The organism is Gemmatimonadota bacterium, assembly GCA_016713785.1.
In the GTDB taxonomy this organism is placed as follows: domain Bacteria; phylum Gemmatimonadota; class Gemmatimonadetes; order Gemmatimonadales; family GWC2-71-9; genus JADJOM01.
Window position 1 is genome coordinate 298193 of the sequence record JADJOM010000001.1, and the last position, 16690, is coordinate 314882.

Below are 16690 nucleotides of genomic sequence, written 5' to 3' on the forward strand. Positions count from 1 at the left end.
GCCCGGCGCTCAGCGCGCCGGACGGGACTTGCCGAGCTGCACCAGCTCCGGCCGCGCGAGGAACTCGGGGCAGATCGTCTGGTCGAACTCGTACGGGCCCCCGGTCTCGGCGTCGGTCCAGGGGAAGCCGCGGCAGACCGCGGGGTAGTGCGGGTCGGCGTGGATGCTGCAGCCGCCGTCCACGTAGAACACGCAGCGGCCTTTCCGGACCCGGGTGCGCCACTCCCCCCACCGCGTCCGGTAGATCCGGTCCTCGCCATAGCGGGCCCGGAGTGCGGCCGCCTCCGGCTCGCTCACCGTGGTACCGTAGGCGCAGCAGGAGGCGTGGTGCGGGCACGGGAAACAGGGCAGCGCAGGAAAGGACACGAAGCGGACGCCAGGGTAGAGGGTCGGGGCCGGGAATCTAGTCGGTGACGCGCCTGATGGGGCGGCCATCGAGCTTGCCCTGGGTCGGGACCCGCAGCAGCCGCGCGAGCGTGGGCGCGATGTCCACGGTGCGCACCGTGTCCGGGTACACGCCGGGCCGGATGCCGGGACCGTAGAATGCCAGCGGCACGTTCACGTCGTCGGGGTTGGTCGTCCCGTGGGTGGCATACCCCGGCCCGTCGGCCCAGATGTACCCCGGCTTGGCCTGCGCCGCCACGAACCACGCGAACTTCGGAGGCAGCAGCCGTACCCACCGCCGGGCATGCAGGTCGGAGACGGCCGCGCCCTCGAGGGTGGCGGGAGTCCACGCGTTCTGGACCCCGGGCATGCGCCACACCCGCGCGGCGAGCGCGGTGGCGAGGCTCTCGGGGCTCACGCCGGCGGCACGGAGCCGCGCCCGGTCCCCGAAGATCAGCCCGGACGATTCCTCGAGGACCGTGCTGTCCTGGAGCCGCGACGCGAGGGCGCGGTTCACCTCGCGCACCAGCGCCCCGAGCCCGATGCGGCCGCCCGGGCGCCCCTGCGTGCGCGCGAACTCGGGGAAGCTGGTGACGCCATGGTCGGCGCTGAGGGCCAGCAGGATCGGCCGCCCCCCGACCTGGGTCCGCAGCGAGTCGAGGAAGGTGCCGAGCCAGAGGTCCAGACGCAGCAGGTGGTCGTGGATCTCGCGCGAGTCGGGCCCGTAACGGTGCCCGATGTAGTCGGTGGCCGAGAGGCCGATCACCAGCATGTCCGGCGTGGCGCGCTGGCCGAGCCCCATGGCCCGGGCGCCATCGAGGGCCAGGTCCAGGGTGAGGGAGTCCATCCAGGGATAGCTGGCAAGCTGCCGCGCCACCTTGAGGGAGTCGTCGGGGAGCCGGTGCGGGAAGACGTAGTCGGCCCCATCGTGCTCCCAGGGCTGGGCGTCGGCCTCGGGATACTCCGACTCGGGCCGGAGCAGGGTCCAGCTGGTCCCCGCGAGCCGGGCGGCGCCCCGCCGCGCCTGCCAGGCGCGGAGCCAGGTGGGCAGCGTGTCGCTGTAGTAGGTGCTGGTCGTGAAGGTACCGCCGACGTCCCAGAACACCGGCCCGCGGGCCCGCCCCACCGGGAGCATGGCGGCCCGGTCCTTGTCGCTCACCGCGAGGAACCGGAACCCCGGATCCCGCCGCTGCATCCAGTCCACCAGGGTGGTCCCCTGGAACCGGTGCGGCGAGGCGCCCCGTGATCCGGGCATCCCCACCAGCTCCACGCTGCTGTCCTGCACGCCGAGCGAGTTGACGATGATCCCCGTGTGCGCGGGGTCACGCCCGGAGAGCAGGGTGGAGTGCCCCGGCGCGGTCTCCGTGATGGCGTGATCCTGGAGCCCGTTGGGGAAGACGGCCCCGGCGTCGAGCAGGCGGCGGAAGCCACCCCGCCACTGCCCCTGGAATCGCGCCAGGTAGTCGCCGCGCATCTGGTCCACCGTGAGCATCACCACCAGGGCCGGACCCGCGGGCGGGGCGACGGGGGCGGGACGGAGGGCGAGCAGGCCGGCGGCGAATGTGACCCAGATCACAGGGAGGAGGGTACGTCGGGGCAGCGGAGGTCGCATGGAAACGGTGCATCCGGGCGGCTGCGGGAAGTGTGGCGCGGCGGTCGAGGGAGTTTCGCAGCACCGCCACGGGTCCGCAACCCTCCCTCCGGAAGCGAACTCGCGTAGTGACGGCCACTTGGCTTGGTGGCACCGTTCTCGCTACTCTGGGGAGCGATGGACAACTGAAGTCAGCCAAACCACGAACCGCCCGATAAGAGCACACCCGGAGTGATCCGGGGCCGCAAAACTAGAGGTCTGCAGGGGAACCAGGGCTCGCCCTGGCCGCCGCTACAGATAGCTCGGTGCCGAAGGTGGAGTTGCGGAGCGTGATGCGGACCATGGCCCGATCCCCGGGCTACCCGACTCACGCTTTTGTGTTCTCGGGCATGGGAGACAGACCCCATGCCGTCGCTCAAACCCGTAGTCGCCTGCCTGGGGCTCCTCGGCACGCTCGCCGCGTGCGAGATGCTCGGCCCCCCCAGCGAGCTCCCGACGAACGCCCAGCAGATCATCGCGCCGGCGGCCTATCGCGCCTGGTGGGAAGCCACCGAGGCCTGCGCCGGGCGCTCCGGGGATTTCGATGACGTCGAATGGTACGTGGTGCCCGATGTCTCCTCCTTCGAGACCAGCGCCGGCCCCAAGGTCGGCCTCTGGTCCCATTCCAGCGCCGGGATGCGGGTGGTGATCGCGGATACGTACGCGGAGAACGAGCTGGTGGTCCGGCACGAGATGCTGCACGCGCTGCTGGACCGCGGCGGACACCCTGAGGAGTACTTCGTGGAGCGGTGCGAACTGACCTGGCAGGCGTGGGGCCAGGGCAGCGTGGCGCTGGGGGAGTAGGCGGCGGGCGGGCGGTGGGGCGGTAGGGCGGTACGGGGGATTGGGTGGGGGTAACGGATGAGGGCCGAGCGGATGCTCGGCCCTCGTCGTTTGTGGTACCGGGGAGTGCGCCGGCCTACGGGTCGACGACCAGCACCGGGAGGTTGGCGTCGAGGCCCGTGCCGTCGCCGAGCTGGCCGCCGTCGCCCTCGCCCCAGCAGTAGACCGCGCCGGTGTTGGCGATCGCGCAGGCGAACGAGGCGCCGGTGGTAATCGAGGTGAATCCCGTCACGCCCCCTGGCAGCGACACCAGGACGGGCGTGGAGCTGTAGTCACCCGCGGCGCCGCCGGTGCCGTCGCCGAGCTGCCCGGCGTCGTTGAGGCCCCAGCAGTAGATCGCGTTGCCACTGGTCCGGGCACAGGTGTGGCCGCCGCCGGCCACCAGTTCGGACACCCCGGTGAGGCCGGGCACCTGGATCGGGGTCAGGCTCTGGTTGACCAGGGTGGTGTCCTGGCCGAGGCGGCCCTGGAAGTTGTCGCCCCAGCAGTACACCAGCCCGCCGGCGGTGAGGCCGCAGCTGTGGATCTGGCTGGTGGCCACCTGGGTGAAGCTGAGTCCCCCCGCGACGGCCACCGGGTTGAGGCGCTGGGCGGTGCTGTTGTCGCCGAGCTGGCCGGAGCCGTTGATGCCCCAGCAGTACGCCGCCTGCCCGGTGCGGACGCCGCAGCTGAACTTGTCGCCCGCGGCCACCTGGAGGTACGTGGTGCCGGTGCCGCCGGCAGCCTGCGGCGAGGAGCTGCTGGTGGTGTTGCCGCGGCCGTACTGGCCGGCGGAGTTGTCACCCCAGCAGAACAGCGAGCCGCCGACCGCGATGGCGCAGGCGTGGTGGCTGCTCGCGATGTTCTCGGTGACGATCCCGGTAAAGAGGTGACCGCCGGTCACCGCGGTCGGCGCGGTCTTCGGCGTGGTGCTGCCGATGCCCAGCTCGCCGGAAGCGTTGTTGCCCCAGCAGTAGGCGGCGCCGTTGGTGTCGAGCCCGCAGCTGAAGCCGCGCCCGGCGCTGATCCGGGAGTAGTAGGGGCTGCCCGCCACCGGCACCGGGGCGAGGGTGGGCGTGGTGGTGCTGTCGCCCAGGCCGCCCGCGGCGTTATTGCCCCAGCAATAGGGCACGCCATCGATGGTCAGGGCGCAGGCGTGGTCGTTGCCGGCGGAGACGGCGGACAGCTGGATGGTCACCGTGGCGTCGAAGGTGACGACCGGGAGGGCCCCCACCGTGGCCGAGACCGTATTGGTGGTGACGGTGCGGCCCAGGGTCCAGCCGCTCACCGTGGCGTGGCCCAGCGCGTCGGTGCTCTGGCTCCCGCCGCTCACGGTGCCGCCGCCGGCGGTGACCGCGAAGGTCACCGTGGCGCCGCTCACCGGGTTGCCGCTCACGTCGGTGACGGTCACCGACGGGGCGGTGCCGGCCGCGATGCCCACCCGGCCCGACTGGCTGGTGGCGCTGGCCGCCACCACGCTGGCCGGCGAGCCCGCCACCAGCGCGATGCTCGAGGAGGTCGCGGAGGTGAGCGCGCCGCTGGTGAAGGTGAGCGAGTAGCTCCCCACCGTGCCGGTGAGCGCCAGGTTGGTGAAGGTGGCCACGCCGCTGGCGTTGGTGGCCACGGTGCGGGTGCCGCCAAGCACCACGCCGGTGGAGTCGGTGAGCGAGGCCAGCACGTTCACGCCGGCCTGCGGGACGGCGTTGCCGCCGGCGTCCCGCAGCTGCAGCACCGGCTGCTGGGTGAGCGCGTTGGCGTTGGTCACCTGGGACGAGGGCTGGGTGGTGATCGTCAGGGCCGCGGCCGCGCCGGGGGTGACGTCGAAGGCGGCGCTGGTGGCGCCGGTCAGCCCCGCACTGCTCGCGGCGAGGGTGTAGCCGGTGCCCACCTTGTCGACGGTCAGGTCGCTGAAGGTGGCCACGCCGGCGACCGCGCTGGCCGACACGGTCCCGCCCAGCGTGCCGCTGCCGGGGTTGGCGCCGAAGGCGAGGCTCACGGAGCTGGTGGCGCCGGTGACGGTGTTGCCAGCGGCATCCTGGACCAGGACGGTGACCGCCGGGGCGATCACGCCGCCGCCGGTGCTGCTGGTGGGCTGCTGGCCGAAGGCGAGCTGGGCCGCCGCGCCGGGCGTGATGCTGAACGCCCCCGACGAGGCGCCGGTGAGGCCGCCCGCGGTGAAGTCGAGGGTGTAGCCGACGCCGACCTTGTCGAGCGTGAGGTTGGCGAAGGTCGCGATGCCCGCGGCGGCGTTCACCGTGAGCGTCCCGCCGAGCGTGGAGCCGCCGGGATTGGTGCCGAGGGCCACCGTGACCGCGGTGCTGGCCCCGGTGACGGTGTTGTCGAAGGCGTCCTGGACCAGGACGGTCACCGACGGCGACAGCGCGGCGCCGCTGGCGGCGCTGCCCGGCTGCTGCCCCACGGCCAGCTTGGTGGCGGCCGCGGGGGTGACATCGAAGCTGGCGCTGGTGGCGCCGGTGAGCCCGGAGGCCGTCGCCGCGAGTGTGTAGCCCGGGGCCGCCGCGGTGAGCGAGAGATCGCTGAAGGTGGCGACGCCGGCCACGGCGTTCACCGTGAGGGTCCCGCTGAGGCTTCCGCCCGTGGGATTGGTGCCGAGCGCCATGGTGACGGCGTTGGTGGCGCCGGTGACGGTGTTGCCGCCGGCGTCCTGCACCAGCACCGTCACCGCCGGGGCCATCGTGCCGCCGGCGAGGAGGTCGCTGGGCTGCTGCCCGAAGGCGAGCCGGGTGGCCGCGCCCGCGGTGATGTTGAACGACGCGCTGGTCACCCCGCTCACGCCGGCGGAGGCCGCCGACAGCGTGTACCCGGTGCCGGCCTTGTCGATGTTGAGGTCAGCGAAGGTGGCGACGCCGGCCACGGCGTTCACCGTGAGCGTGCCCCCCAGCGTCCCGCTGCCGGGGTTGGTGCCGATGGCGATGGTGACGGGCGCCGTGGAGCCGGTGACGGTGTTGCCGTTGGCGTCGCGCACCAGCACCGTGACCGCCGGGGCGAGGGTGGCGCCGCCGGTGGTGCTCGTGGGCTGCTGCCCGAAGGCCAGGTTGGTCGGGGCACCGGGCGTCACGTCGAACGTGGCGCTGGTGGCGCTGGCGAGGCCGGTGGCGCTGGCCGCGAGGGTGTACCCCGAGGCGGCGTTGTCGATCGAGAGTCCCGGAAAAGTGGCGATGCCGCCCAGCGCGCTCACCGTGAGGGTGCCGCCGAGGGTGCCGCCGCCTGGGTTGGCGCCGAGTGCCAGGGTGATGGCGTCGGTGGCGCCGGTGATCAGGTTGCCGTTGGCGTCGGTGACCCGCACCGTCACGGCGGGGGTGATCGCGGCGCCGCTGGTCACGCTGGTAGGCTGCTGGCCGAAGGCAAGCTCGCTCGCCGGCCCGGCGACGCCGGTGGCCGAGAAGGTGACCGGGCTGCCGCCCAGCCCGCTCGAGGTCGCCGTCAGCGTGTTCGCGCCGGCCACGGCGCCGAGGGTCCAGCTGCCGACGGTGGCGATGCCGCCCGCGTCGGTGACCGCGCTGCCGCCGGCGAGGCTGCCGCCGCCGGTGGCCACGGCAAAGGTGACGCTCACGCCACTCACCGGGTTGCCGTTGGCGTCGGTGACCAGCACCGCCGGCGCGATGGTGACGGCGCTCCCGGCGATGGCGCTCTGGCCGGTGCCGGCGTTCGCCGCGAGGAGGGCGGCGGGGCCGACGGTGCCGGTCGCGGTGAAGGTGACGGGGCTGCCGGTGAGGCTGCCGCTGGTGGCCGTGAGGGTGTTGGCGCCGACGCTGGCACCGAGAGTCCAGCTGCCCACCGTGGCGATGCCGCCGGCGTCGGTGCTGGCCGCGCCGCCGGTGACGCTGCCGCCGCCGGTGGCGACCGCGAAGGTCACGCTCACGCCGCTCACGGGGTTGCCGCTCTGGTCGGTCACCAGCACCGACGGGTCGATGGCCACCGCGCTGCCCGCGATGGCGCTCTGGGCATCACCCGCGTTGAGCGCGATGGTCGTGGCGGCGCCCGCCGCCAGCGTGATGCCACCGGAGGTGGCGCTGTTGAGCCCGGCGGCGGTGAAGGTGAGGCTGTAGCTCCCGACCGTGCCGGTCAGGGAGAGGTCGGTGAAGGCGGCGGCGCCGCTGCCGTTGCTGGCCACGGTCGTGGTGCCGCCCAGCGTCACGCCCGCCGGCGCGCCGGTGAGCGCGGCCGTGATGCTCGTCGCGACCGGCGAGGGGTTGCCGCCCACGTCGGTCACCTGCAGCACCGGCTGCTGTGCCAGCGCGGCGCCGTTCACGGCGCTCGCCGGCGGCTGGGTGGTGATCGCCAGGGTGGAGGCGGCGCCAGCCGCGAGCGTGATGCTCCCGGAGGTGGCGCTGGAAAGCCCGCCGGCGCTGAAGGTCAGGGTGTAGTTGCCCGCCAGGCCATTGAGCACCAGGCCGCTGAAGCTGGCCACGCCGCTGGTGTTGGTGGTGGCGGTGGCGCCGGCGGCGATGACGCCGCCGCCCGAGGCGGTGACCGTCACGACCGTGCCGGCCTGGCTGATCGGGTTGCCGAAGGCGTCCTCGACGCGGGCCACCGGCTGCTGCGCCAGGGCCACCCCGTTGGTGGCGCTTGCCGATGGGGCGGTGGTGAGGGCCAGCCGGCTGGCGGCGGCCGCGGTGGCGGTGGCGCCGAAGGTCACCGGGCTCCCGGTGAGCGATCCTGACGTGGCGGTGAGGGTGTTGGCGCCCACCGTGGTGCCGAGGGTCCAGCTGCCCACGGCGGCGATGCCGCTGGCGTTGGTCGTGGCGGAGGCGCCGGTGACGCTGCCGCCGCCGCTCGCGACCGCGAAGGTGACACTCACGCCGCTGACCGGGTTGCCGCTCTGGTCGGTGACCAGCACCGCGGGTGGCGTGGCCACGGCGGCGTTGACGGTGGCGCTCTGCCCATCGCCCGCGCTCGCGGCGATGGTCGTCGCGGCGCCGGCGGTGAGGGCGATGTTCCCCGAGGTGACGCCGCTCAGGCCGCCCGCGGCGAACGCCAGGGCGTAGGTGCCGGCGGTGCCGGTGAGCGAGAGGTCGGTGAAGGTGGCCACGCCGTTGACCGCGGCGACGCTGGCGGTGCCGCCGAGCGCGGCGCCGGCGCCCTGCAGGGTGGCGGTGACGGTGGTGGTGGCGCTGGTGATGACGTTGCCGAAGCCGTCCACGATGCGCACGACCGGCTGGGTCGCGAGCGCGGCGCCGTTGGCCGCGCTGGCGGACGGCTGGGCCTGCATGGCGAGCGCGGCGGCCGCGCCGGGATTCACCGTGGCGGTGAACGTCACCGGCGTGAGGCTGCCGACCTGGGCCGAGAGGTGGTTGGTGCCGGCGGTGCCGCTCAGGGTCCAGCTGCCGACCGTGGCGATGCCGGAGCCATTGGTGAGCACGCTGCCGTTGCTGACCGTGCCCTCGCCCGCCGTCGCGGTGAAGGTCACGGTGGCGCCCGCCACCGGGTTGCCGCTCACGTCGGCCACGAGGACCGAGGGCGCGGGGGCCACCGGGGTCCCGGCGGTACCGGTCAGCGTGGTGCTCGAGGCGGCCGACACCGTGGCCGGCGCGCCGGCATCCACCTGGATGGCGCCCGAGGACAGGGCCACCAGCCCGGTAGCGGTGAAGCTCAGGGTCCGCGTGCCCACCGTGCCGGTGATGGCGAGGTTGGTGAAGGTGACCACGCCGCTCGCGTTGCTGGCGACGGTGGTGGTGCCACCCAGGGTGCCGCCGCCGGCGACGATCGCCGCGGTGACCTGGACGCCCGCCTGGGTGGCGTTGTTCCCGAACTGGTCCTTGAGCTGGATGATGGGCTGCTGCGCCAAGGCGGCGCCGTTGAGCGCGCTGCTGCCCGGCGCCGTGCTGAACACCATGCTGGCGGGGGCCCCGGCGACCGCCGTGGCGGTGATGGTCACCGGCGCCAGCGTCCCTACCGTCGCGGTCAGGGTGTTGGCGCCCACCTGCGTGCCGAGCGTCCAGCTGCCGACGGCGGCCACGCCGCTCGCGTCGGTGGTATCCACCGCGCCGGTCAGCGCGCCGCCGCCCGAGGCGACCGCGAACGTCACCTGGATCCCGGGCACCCCGCGCCCCTTCTTGTCCCGGACCTGGACCGAGGGAGCCACCGCCACCGCGGTGGCCACCGGGGCCTGCTGGTTGTTGCCCGACAGCGCCGTGACACTCGTCGGCGTGTGATCCGAGGGGCCGGTGCCATCCCCGCCACCACAGGCGGCGACGTACGCAAAGGCGGCCAGCAGGGCGAGGCGAGAGACGTTCCGCATGGGTCAGACCCCGGTGGGGGGATGTGCTGGAGAGCATCGGGACTTCCGCGGGCGGCCCCGCGGATCCCGGAGAATGCCGGATCTACAACAAGATCCGTGCCTGAGTGTGGCGGGGGCGCGTCAGGCTATCTCGTTGACTGGATTCATGTTGCGGATGAGCTCCGGCGCAGATCTCGTGGCTTTGGGGCCACGGGTGGGGGGTCATCGCGGGGAGTCTTGCCGAGTGCGTGACCGGGATCACCGGTCCGGATTCAGGCCCGCACCCGCCAGCCGGCCCGGTCGAGGCCCCAGGCGATGGCCATCCAGAGGAGGACAAAGCTGATGGCGTACCCGAGCGACCCGTTGAGCGGACCGGCCCAGCCGGCAAACCCACGCTGGTAGATCACCCGCTGCAGCGGCGCGGCCGCCTCGCCCTGGCCCACGCGGATCAGCAGGAGCAGCCGCGCCATGAGTCCCGACCCCACGAAGACGAGCAGCGGATTGGTGCCGAAGGGGAGCCAGGGCCGGGCCCAGCCCGCGAGGCCCGCCACCTCGATGAGCCCGTAGCAGGGCGCGAGCGCCAGCAGCGCCGCGCCGGCGGTGAAGACCACGTAGGAACTGGTCCAGAGGCTCTTGTTGATCGGAAAGACGAGCGCCCACGCGAGCCCGACGGCCACGGCCAGCGCGCCCGCGAGCGCGAGCCGCCACGCCACGCGCCCGCTCGGCGCCTGGCGGCGGAGCCACTGCCCGGTGAGCGCGCCCAGCAGGCAGGTGGCGATGGCAGGTAGCGTACTCAGGAGTCCTTCAGGATCCCAGTCGGGCTTCCACGTATGGCCGGCGAGCAGCCGCGCATCGACGAACTGCGCCAGGTTGCCGACCGGCTCCAGCACGCCGGCGCCATACCCGGGGACGGGCACCAGCGTCATCAGGGCCCAGTATCCGAGCAGCAGGGTGCCCGAGAGCAGCGCCACACCCCAGGCCGGGAGGAGCAGCCAGGCCGGCGCCGCCACCAGGTACACCAGGCCGATGCGCTGCAGCACGCCGGGCCAGCGCAGGGTGTCGAGGTGATAGAAGGGAAAGCCGTTGAGCAGCAGCCCGGCGAGGATGATGACCAGCCCGCGGCGGAGGATGCGACGCAGGACCACGCGGCGGCCGGCCCCCTGCTCTTCCCGCGCGCGGAGCGAGAACGCGAGCGCCACCCCGGCGATGAAAAGGAAGAAGGGAAAGATGAGGTCGGTCGGCGTCCAGCCATGCCACTCGGCATGCGCCAGCGGCGGATAGACGTAGGACCAGCTGCCGGGGTTGTTGACCAGCAGCATCGCGGCCACGGTGAGGCCGCGGAAGGCGTCGAGGGAGCGGAGGCGAGGGGGCACGCGATGAAATACCGGACCGGCGCGCCGGGCGCCAGAGGCCAAGACGGCCCGGAGCGAGAGCTCCGGGCCGTCCGAGTGCGCCGCGTAGGAATCGAACCTACAACCTAGTGATTAAGAGTCACTTGCTCTGCCAATTGAGCTAGCGGCGCAAAGGGGGCAGGCGCGGAGGCCTGCCCCCACTGGTGCTCGTGTCTGTCCTGCGTGCTGCGAGTAGCCCCAACGGGAGTCGAACCCGTCTCTCGACCTTGAAAGGGTCGCGTCCTAACCGATAGACGATGGGGCCGTTGGGGCCCACCCCATACCGCTAACGGGATTCGAACCCGTGTTCCAGCCTTGAGAGGGCTGTGTCCTAGGCCTCTAGACGATAGCGGCGTGCACCTGCACTGGTCCGGCACAGCGGCCGGACCGCCGACAGGCCCGGAGGGAATCGAACCCCCAACCCCCGGTTTTGGAGACCGGTGCTCTACCAATTGAGCTACGGACCTACACTCCTCAACACAGGGTGGCTGACGGGGATCGAACCCGCAACCTCCGGAGCCACAGTCCGGCGCTCTAACCGATTGAGCTACAACCACCACGGGCTCTTTTGGCCAGCACCGCGAGCCGGGAGAAGGTAAAGACCGCCCCCGGGTGGGTCAAGGCCAGAAGCGCTCGCGCAGCCGCCCGGTCCCGGGATGCACCGGGACCGGGCGGCCGTCGAGCGCTGCCACCTCAACGATACCCCGGACCGCGTTGCTCAGGAAGAGTGACCGCCCGGCGAGTTCCGCCTCGGTCACGCGGCGCTCCGCCACCGGCCCCGCCAGCTCCTCGATCCGCATCCGGGACACCCCGGGCAGCACGCCGAGGCCCAGCGCCGGCGCGGCCAGGGTGTCCCCCTCCCACCAGTAGAGGCACCAGATCGTGGCCTCCGCCACCAGCCCGGTGGGGGTCAGCAGCAGGGCATCGTCGGCACCGGCCGCGCGCGCCCCCTCCAGCGCCTCGGCGAAGGCAGCACGGTGGGTGGTCTTGTGCGGGTAGCCGGGATGACGGACCGCGCTCACCCGCAGCGCCACCGGCGCGGTTGCGCCGGGCTCGCGCTCGGTCACCTGGACGCCGTGGCGGCCCACCTCCATCCGGTGCACGCGATCGGCACCACCTTCCGGCACGGTGAAGGCCGGCGGAAACGGCACGCCGAGCGCGCGGCAGCTCGCGACCAGGCGGCGGAGGTGCAGGTACCAGAGCGGCGCGCGGCCGCCCCGGACCCGGACGGTCTCGAGCAACGTGGGAAGGGTGCTCACGTCGGCTCGGCGGCCGGGCGCGGTGGCGCGGCGGGTACGACAGCGTCCCGGCGGGCGTCGGCCCAGGACTTCACGCCCGTGGCCGCCATGATCAGCACGCCACCGACCAGCGCCCACGGCCCGGGATACTCGCCGTGCACCGCCCAGGCGAGGAGCGGGTTGAGGGCCGGCTCCAGGAAAAGGAGCAGCGACGTCTCGAGCGCCGGCACGTGCGGGATGGCGCGGGTGAGCAGGGCGTACGCCAGCCCGATCTGGAAGATGCCGAGGTAGAGGATGATGGCCCAGTCGCGCGGGCCCGCGCCCGCGAAGGGCAATGCGGCCGGGAGCGCCACCCCGAACGCCACGAGATTGCCCAGCACCACCGCGCTCGCCGGCGAGCCGCCACGGGTGCCCATCCAGCGCAGCCCGATCAGCATGGCGGCGTAGGTGACCCCCGAGGCCAGGGCGAGCAGGTTGCCCTTGACCGGGTCGGGGGCGGTCGCGAACGTCGTCTGGCGTCCCAGGAAGAAGAACGCCATGCCCACCGCCACGGCGGCCATGAAGCCGAGGTCGCGCCGGTGCAACGGCTCCTTGAGGAGCCAGGGGCCGAGCAGGAGGATGTAGAGGGGCGCGGTGGACTGCAGGAAGATCGTGTTGGCCGCGGTCGTGAGCCGGTTGGCCAGCACGAAGAGCACCAGCGTGGCGGCGTAGGCCACGGCCACGAGCAGGGTGCCCGCCAGCTGCCCGCGCCGGAGCCGCCGGGCCGCCGGCAGGAAGAGCCACACCGCCAGCGCCGCCACGCCCGACCGGAGCGAGGCGACCTGCCAGCTGGAGAAGGTGACCGCCTTGATGGCGGCGCCCCCCGTCGAGAACAGGAACGCGACGCACAGGATCTCGAGCCGCGCCCGGGACCGCGGAGTCATCGTGCCCGCACAGGAAATCGCATGCCCAAGGATAACCGGCGATGAACAGCCCCGACACCGACCGGCGCCCCCTGCCCCCCTTTCCCGGGTGGTGGCGCGCCCTCGGGCCCGGCATCGTGTGGATGGCGCTGGCGCAGGGGAGCGGCGAGCTGATCTGGTGGCCCTACCTGGTGGCCAAGTACGGCCTGACGTTCCTCTGCCTGCTGCTGCCGGCCTGCCTGCTCCAGTATCCGCTCAACGTGGAGATCGGGCGCTACACGCTGCTCACCGGCGAGACGATCTTCCGCGGCTTCCTGCGGCTGCATCGCGGCTTCGGGCTCGCGCTGTGGGCCCTCATGACGCTCTCCTTCCTCTGGTTCGGTGCGTTCGCGTCGGCGGGCGGCACCGCGCTGGCGGCGCTCACCGGGTTTCCGGCCGGGTGGGGCGCGCGGGGGCAGACGCTGTTCTGGGGGTACGCCTCGATCGGCGTGTTCGTGGTCGCCGCGGTGTTCTCGGGCGTGGTGTACCGGCTGGTCGAGAACTTCATGAAGGTGGTGGCGGTGACCACCGTGATCGGGCTGGCGTGGGCGTGCCTGCAGCCGGAGGTGCTCGCCGCGCTGCCGTCGTTCGTCCGCGGACTCGCGGGCCCGCCCGCCGGCTCCATGCCGCGCCCCTGGGACCCGGCCGACGCCACCAAGCTCCTCACCGGGATCACCTTCGCGGGGCTGGGCGGGTTCTGGATCCTGCTCTACTCGTACTGGCTGAGCGAAAAGGGGGCGGGGATGGCCGCCCATGCCTCACACGTGACGGGGGTGGGCGGCGGCGCCGGGACGGCCACCGATGAGCCCGCCCCGGTGCACGGCATGGCGGGCGTGGCCGCGCTGCTCCCCTCCGACCGTGAGGAGACCCGGGCCGCGTGGGACCGGTGGCGCCGCTACCTGACGGTCGACGCGCTGGTGGGGATCGGCGGCAACCTGTGCACCACGCTGATGACCTGCCTGCTGGCGTGGGCGCTGCTCTTTCCCAAGGGGCTGCTGCCGGAGGACTACGAGCTGGCGGTGGTGCAGAGCCGGTTCTTCGAGGTGAGCTGGGGGCCGGTGGGGCGGCTGCTGTTCCTGGTGGTGGCGGCGGCGTTCCTGACCGACACCTGGCTCGCCACCGCCGACGGGGTCAGCCGGATGCAGGCCGACATCATCACGACAGTCTTCCCGCGCGCGGCGCGGCAGGGGCGGCGGCGCTGGTACTGGATCTGCTTCGCCACCCTCACGGCCATCACGGGCGGCACCATGGCGCTGAGCACGCCCGGAGTGCTGATCCTGCTCTCGGCGGTGGTGGGGTTTGCCGGGACGGTACTCTTCCCCGCGGCGCTCTACCTCCTCAACCACGTGCGGCTGGCGGCCGTGGCCCCGGCGTGGGCCCGGCCCGGCCGCGCCAGCGCCGCCCTGCTCGGCGTGAGCTTCGCCGCCTACCTGGCGCTGGCCGCGCTGTACCTGCGGGAGGTCGTGAAGTAGGGGCGGACCGCCGCCCCCTACCGGCAGCGATCCGCGACCACCGCGCCCTCGATCACCACGGCGCAGACGTGGCTGGTGTACTCGAACGGGTCGCCGTCGAAGAGGGCGAGGTCGCCGTCCTTCCCCACCTCGAGCGTCCCCACCCGGCGGTCCTGCCCGATGACGCGGGCGGCGTCGCGGGTGATGGTGGCGAGCGCCTGCTCGCGGGTGAGCCCGTTGGCGGCGGCCACCGCCGCCTCGAACAGCACCACGCGGGTCTTGGGGACGTAGCCCTCGAAGCCGCTCTGCAGCGCCACCGGGATCCCGGCGGCCACCAGCGTCGCGGCGGTCTCGAGGCTCGCGCTGCTGGCCGACCCGGTGTTGCGGATCATGCTGGGGTGGAGGATCACCGGCACGCCGGCGGCGCGGATCTCGTCGACCAGCATGTAGCTCTCGGCGGCGCCGTCGAGCACCAGGCGGAAGCCGAACTCCCGCTGCAGCCGGAGCGCGGCCAGGATCTCGCTCATGCCGTGGGCGGTGATGAGCGCGGCGGCCCGGCCCTCGAGCACCCGGGCGATCGCCTCCTGGCGGAGGTCGCGGGCCGGCCGCTTGGTGCTGTCAGGGTCGGCGCGCTTGCGGGCGTAGTCCTGCCCCTTGAGGAACGCGGCGCGCAGCATCGCCACGCCCTTGGCGCGGGTGCCGGGCGACTTGCCGCGGAAGTTGTCCGAGACATCGGGGCCCAGGGTCATCGCGACCATCGTGACGCTGTCCACCAGCGCCTCCGCGACGCTCGACCCGCGGGTCTTCACCACCATGGTCTGCCCGCTCATGAGCGCGCCGGGCCCGTGCCCGGTGTGCAGCGTCGTCACCCCGAAGCCGCGCACCCACTCCACCAGCCGCTCCCGGGCATCATAGGCGTCGAAGGCCCGGAGCTCGGGCTGGATCGGGTCGGAAGTCTCGAGCTGGTCCTGGTCGTGGGCGTAGTTGAGCGCGCCCGCCAGCCCCACCACCGTGTGCGCATCGACCAGGCCGGGAGTGACGATCCGCGCCGTGAGGGTGCGTACCCCGCGGGGAATCCGCACCCGGGCGGCGGGCCCGACCGCCTCGATTTTGCCGTCCTTCCCCACCAGGACCACGCCGTCGGGGATCGGCGCGCCGGCCATGGTATAGAGCGTGTCGGCCCGCACCGCGAGCTGGGCCTGGAGGGGTGGGGCCGCGACGCCGAGCAGGAGAAGAACCCCAAGCCGCCGGGGCGCCGAGCCGCCGAGTCGCGAGGTCATCGTCCGCCCTCCACGTCGCTGTGGTCGTCGGTGTGGGTCTCGAGGTCGCGCATCAGGCGGAAGGCGCCGGTGGCGTAGGCGCGGTCGGCGGGGTTGCCGCGGTCGAAGACCCGCTCCCCACCCGCCCAGGTCTCCTCGACGTGGGTGTAGATGCTGAAGGGGTCGCCGGAGAGGAGCACGAAGTCGGCGTCCTTGCCCGGCTCGAGGCTCCCGACCCGGTCGGCCAGGTCGAGCATCTTCGCGCCGGCGATGGTCAGCGCCTCGAGGGCGCGGGTCCGGGGCAGCCCCGCCCGCACCCCGAACGCGGCCGAGCGGAGGAAGAAGCGGGAATCGGTGATGCCGTCGTCGGTGTGGAAGGCCACCAGGGCGCCCGCCGAGTCGAGGATACGGCCGTTGTCCATGCTGAGGTTCATGGCCTCGAGCTTGCCGCCGGGGCTGTCGATCAGGATGATCGAACAGGGCACCCCCGCCGCGGCGATCTCGCGGGCCACGCGCCACCCTTCCGTCACGTGCTGCAGCACCACGCGGAAGCCGAACTCCTCCCGCAGCCGGAGCACGGTGAGGATGTCGTCGTAACGGTGAGTGTGATGGTGCACCACCCGCTTCCCCTCCAGCACCTGGACCAGCGCCTCCATCTCGAGGTCCCGCTCCACCCGCTTGGTCGTGTCGGCCCTGGCGAGCTCGAGCCGGCGGCGGTAGTCGAGCGCCTTGACGAACCGCTCCCGGACCAGCGAGGCCGCCTTGCCGCGGGTGCCGGGCCAGGGCGGCGCGCCGCGCGGGTTGGTGCCGTTGGCCATCTTGAACCCGCCGCAGATCCCGGTGAGGGGATCGTCGCAATAGAGCAGGTCGTTGATGGTGCGGCCGTGGCGGAGCTTGAGGTAGGCGGTCTGCCCGCCCATCAGGTGCCCGGAGCCGGGCATGATGTTCACCGTGGTGATGCCGCCCGCCTGGGCGCGGCGGATGTTGTCGCTGTGGATGTCGATCGCGTCGAGGATGCGGACCTCACCCTGGGTGGGCGAGGAGCGGTCGGCGGCGTCGCCGTCGCCGATATGGCTGTGGGTATCGACCAGCCCGGGGATCAGCACCCGGCCGGAGACGTTGCGCACCTCGGCCCCCGCCGGGATGCTCACCCGGCCCGCGGCCCCGACGGCGAGGATCTTCCCGCCCTGCACCACCAGGGTGCCGTTCTCGATGACCGGGCCGGCCACGGGGAAGATCCGGGCCCCGGTGAGGGCGAGCGGCCGCTCCTGCGCGGCGAGCGTGAGGGGCAGCAGGAGGGCGAGGGCGCAGGTCCGGCGAACGGCGGGCATCG

At 73.1% G+C, this 16690-nt stretch carries 10 protein-coding genes, 5 tRNA genes and 1 riboswitch; of the genes, 2 read left to right on the forward strand and 13 right to left on the reverse strand.

The window, feature by feature from the left end:
* Positions 1 to 9: 9 nt before the first annotated feature.
* The gene (locus IPJ95_01295; protein ID MBK7922256.1) at positions 10 to 297 is read right to left on the reverse strand and encodes a hypothetical protein; all 288 of its coding nucleotides are present in this window, start codon (positions 295 to 297) and stop codon (positions 10 to 12) included.
* Between the two features lie 106 nt (positions 298 to 403).
* Positions 404 to 1960, reverse strand: coding sequence for an alkaline phosphatase family protein (locus tag IPJ95_01300; protein MBK7922257.1), 1557 nt, complete (start codon positions 1958 to 1960; stop codon positions 404 to 406).
* 224 nt (positions 1961 to 2184) lie between these two features.
* Positions 2185 to 2288, forward strand: a riboswitch (cyclic di-GMP riboswitch).
* 92 nt (positions 2289 to 2380) lie between these two features.
* On the opposite strand from IPJ95_01300, the gene IPJ95_01305 reads away from it, so the two are divergent.
* Positions 2381 to 2818 carry a hypothetical protein gene (locus IPJ95_01305; protein MBK7922258.1) on the forward strand — a complete coding sequence of 146 codons (438 nt, stop codon included), beginning with the start codon at positions 2381 to 2383 and terminating at the stop codon, positions 2816 to 2818.
* Between the two features lie 115 nt (positions 2819 to 2933).
* Here IPJ95_01305 and IPJ95_01310 read toward each other — a convergent pair whose 3' ends face one another.
* The 9 genes from IPJ95_01310 to IPJ95_01350 form a co-directional block, all read right to left on the reverse strand.
* The gene (locus IPJ95_01310) at positions 2934 to 9098 is read right to left on the reverse strand and encodes a carboxypeptidase regulatory-like domain-containing protein (GenBank protein MBK7922259.1); all 6165 of its coding nucleotides are present in this window, start codon (positions 9096 to 9098) and stop codon (positions 2934 to 2936) included.
* A gap of 251 nt (positions 9099 to 9349) precedes the next feature.
* Positions 9350 to 10396 carry a DUF5009 domain-containing protein gene (locus IPJ95_01315; GenBank protein ID MBK7922260.1) on the reverse strand — a complete coding sequence of 349 codons (1047 nt, stop codon included), beginning with the start codon at positions 10394 to 10396 and terminating at the stop codon, positions 9350 to 9352.
* A gap of 130 nt (positions 10397 to 10526) precedes the next feature.
* Positions 10527 to 10599, reverse strand: a tRNA-Lys gene (locus IPJ95_01320).
* A 62-nt stretch (positions 10600 to 10661) separates the two neighbouring features.
* Positions 10662 to 10733, reverse strand: a tRNA-Glu gene (locus IPJ95_01325).
* A 16-nt stretch (positions 10734 to 10749) separates the two neighbouring features.
* Positions 10750 to 10822, reverse strand: a tRNA-Glu gene (locus tag IPJ95_01330).
* A 40-nt stretch (positions 10823 to 10862) separates the two neighbouring features.
* A tRNA-Trp gene (locus IPJ95_01335) sits at positions 10863 to 10935 on the reverse strand.
* Positions 10936 to 10951: 16 nt separating this feature from the next.
* Positions 10952 to 11025: transfer RNA gene (locus IPJ95_01340), tRNA-His, on the reverse strand.
* A 60-nt stretch (positions 11026 to 11085) separates the two neighbouring features.
* Complete coding sequence (locus tag IPJ95_01345) at positions 11086 to 11727, reverse strand: aminotransferase class IV (protein MBK7922261.1); 642 nt, start codon at positions 11725 to 11727, stop codon at positions 11086 to 11088.
* Complete coding sequence (locus tag IPJ95_01350; GenBank protein MBK7922262.1) at positions 11724 to 12629, reverse strand: DMT family transporter; 906 nt, start codon at positions 12627 to 12629, stop codon at positions 11724 to 11726. The genes IPJ95_01345 and IPJ95_01350 overlap by 4 nt, the downstream gene beginning before the upstream one ends.
* Positions 12630 to 12670: 41 nt before the next feature.
* On the opposite strand from IPJ95_01350, the gene IPJ95_01355 reads away from it, so the two are divergent.
* Positions 12671 to 14119, forward strand: coding sequence for an Nramp family divalent metal transporter (locus IPJ95_01355; protein ID MBK7922263.1), 1449 nt, complete (start codon positions 12671 to 12673; stop codon positions 14117 to 14119).
* 17 nt (positions 14120 to 14136) lie between these two features.
* Here the strand turns inward: IPJ95_01355 and IPJ95_01360 are convergent, their stop codons facing one another.
* Together IPJ95_01360 and IPJ95_01365 are read right to left on the reverse strand one after the other, a co-directional pair.
* Positions 14137 to 15378: an amidohydrolase family protein gene (locus IPJ95_01360; protein ID MBK7922264.1), complete on the reverse strand. Its 1242-nt coding sequence runs from the start codon at positions 15376 to 15378 to the stop codon at positions 14137 to 14139.
* The gene (locus tag IPJ95_01365; GenBank protein ID MBK7922265.1) at positions 15375 to 16688 is read right to left on the reverse strand and encodes an amidohydrolase family protein; all 1314 of its coding nucleotides are present in this window, start codon (positions 16686 to 16688) and stop codon (positions 15375 to 15377) included. Before IPJ95_01365 ends, IPJ95_01360 begins: the two co-directional genes overlap by 4 nt.
* Positions 16689 to 16690 lie beyond the last annotated feature (2 nt).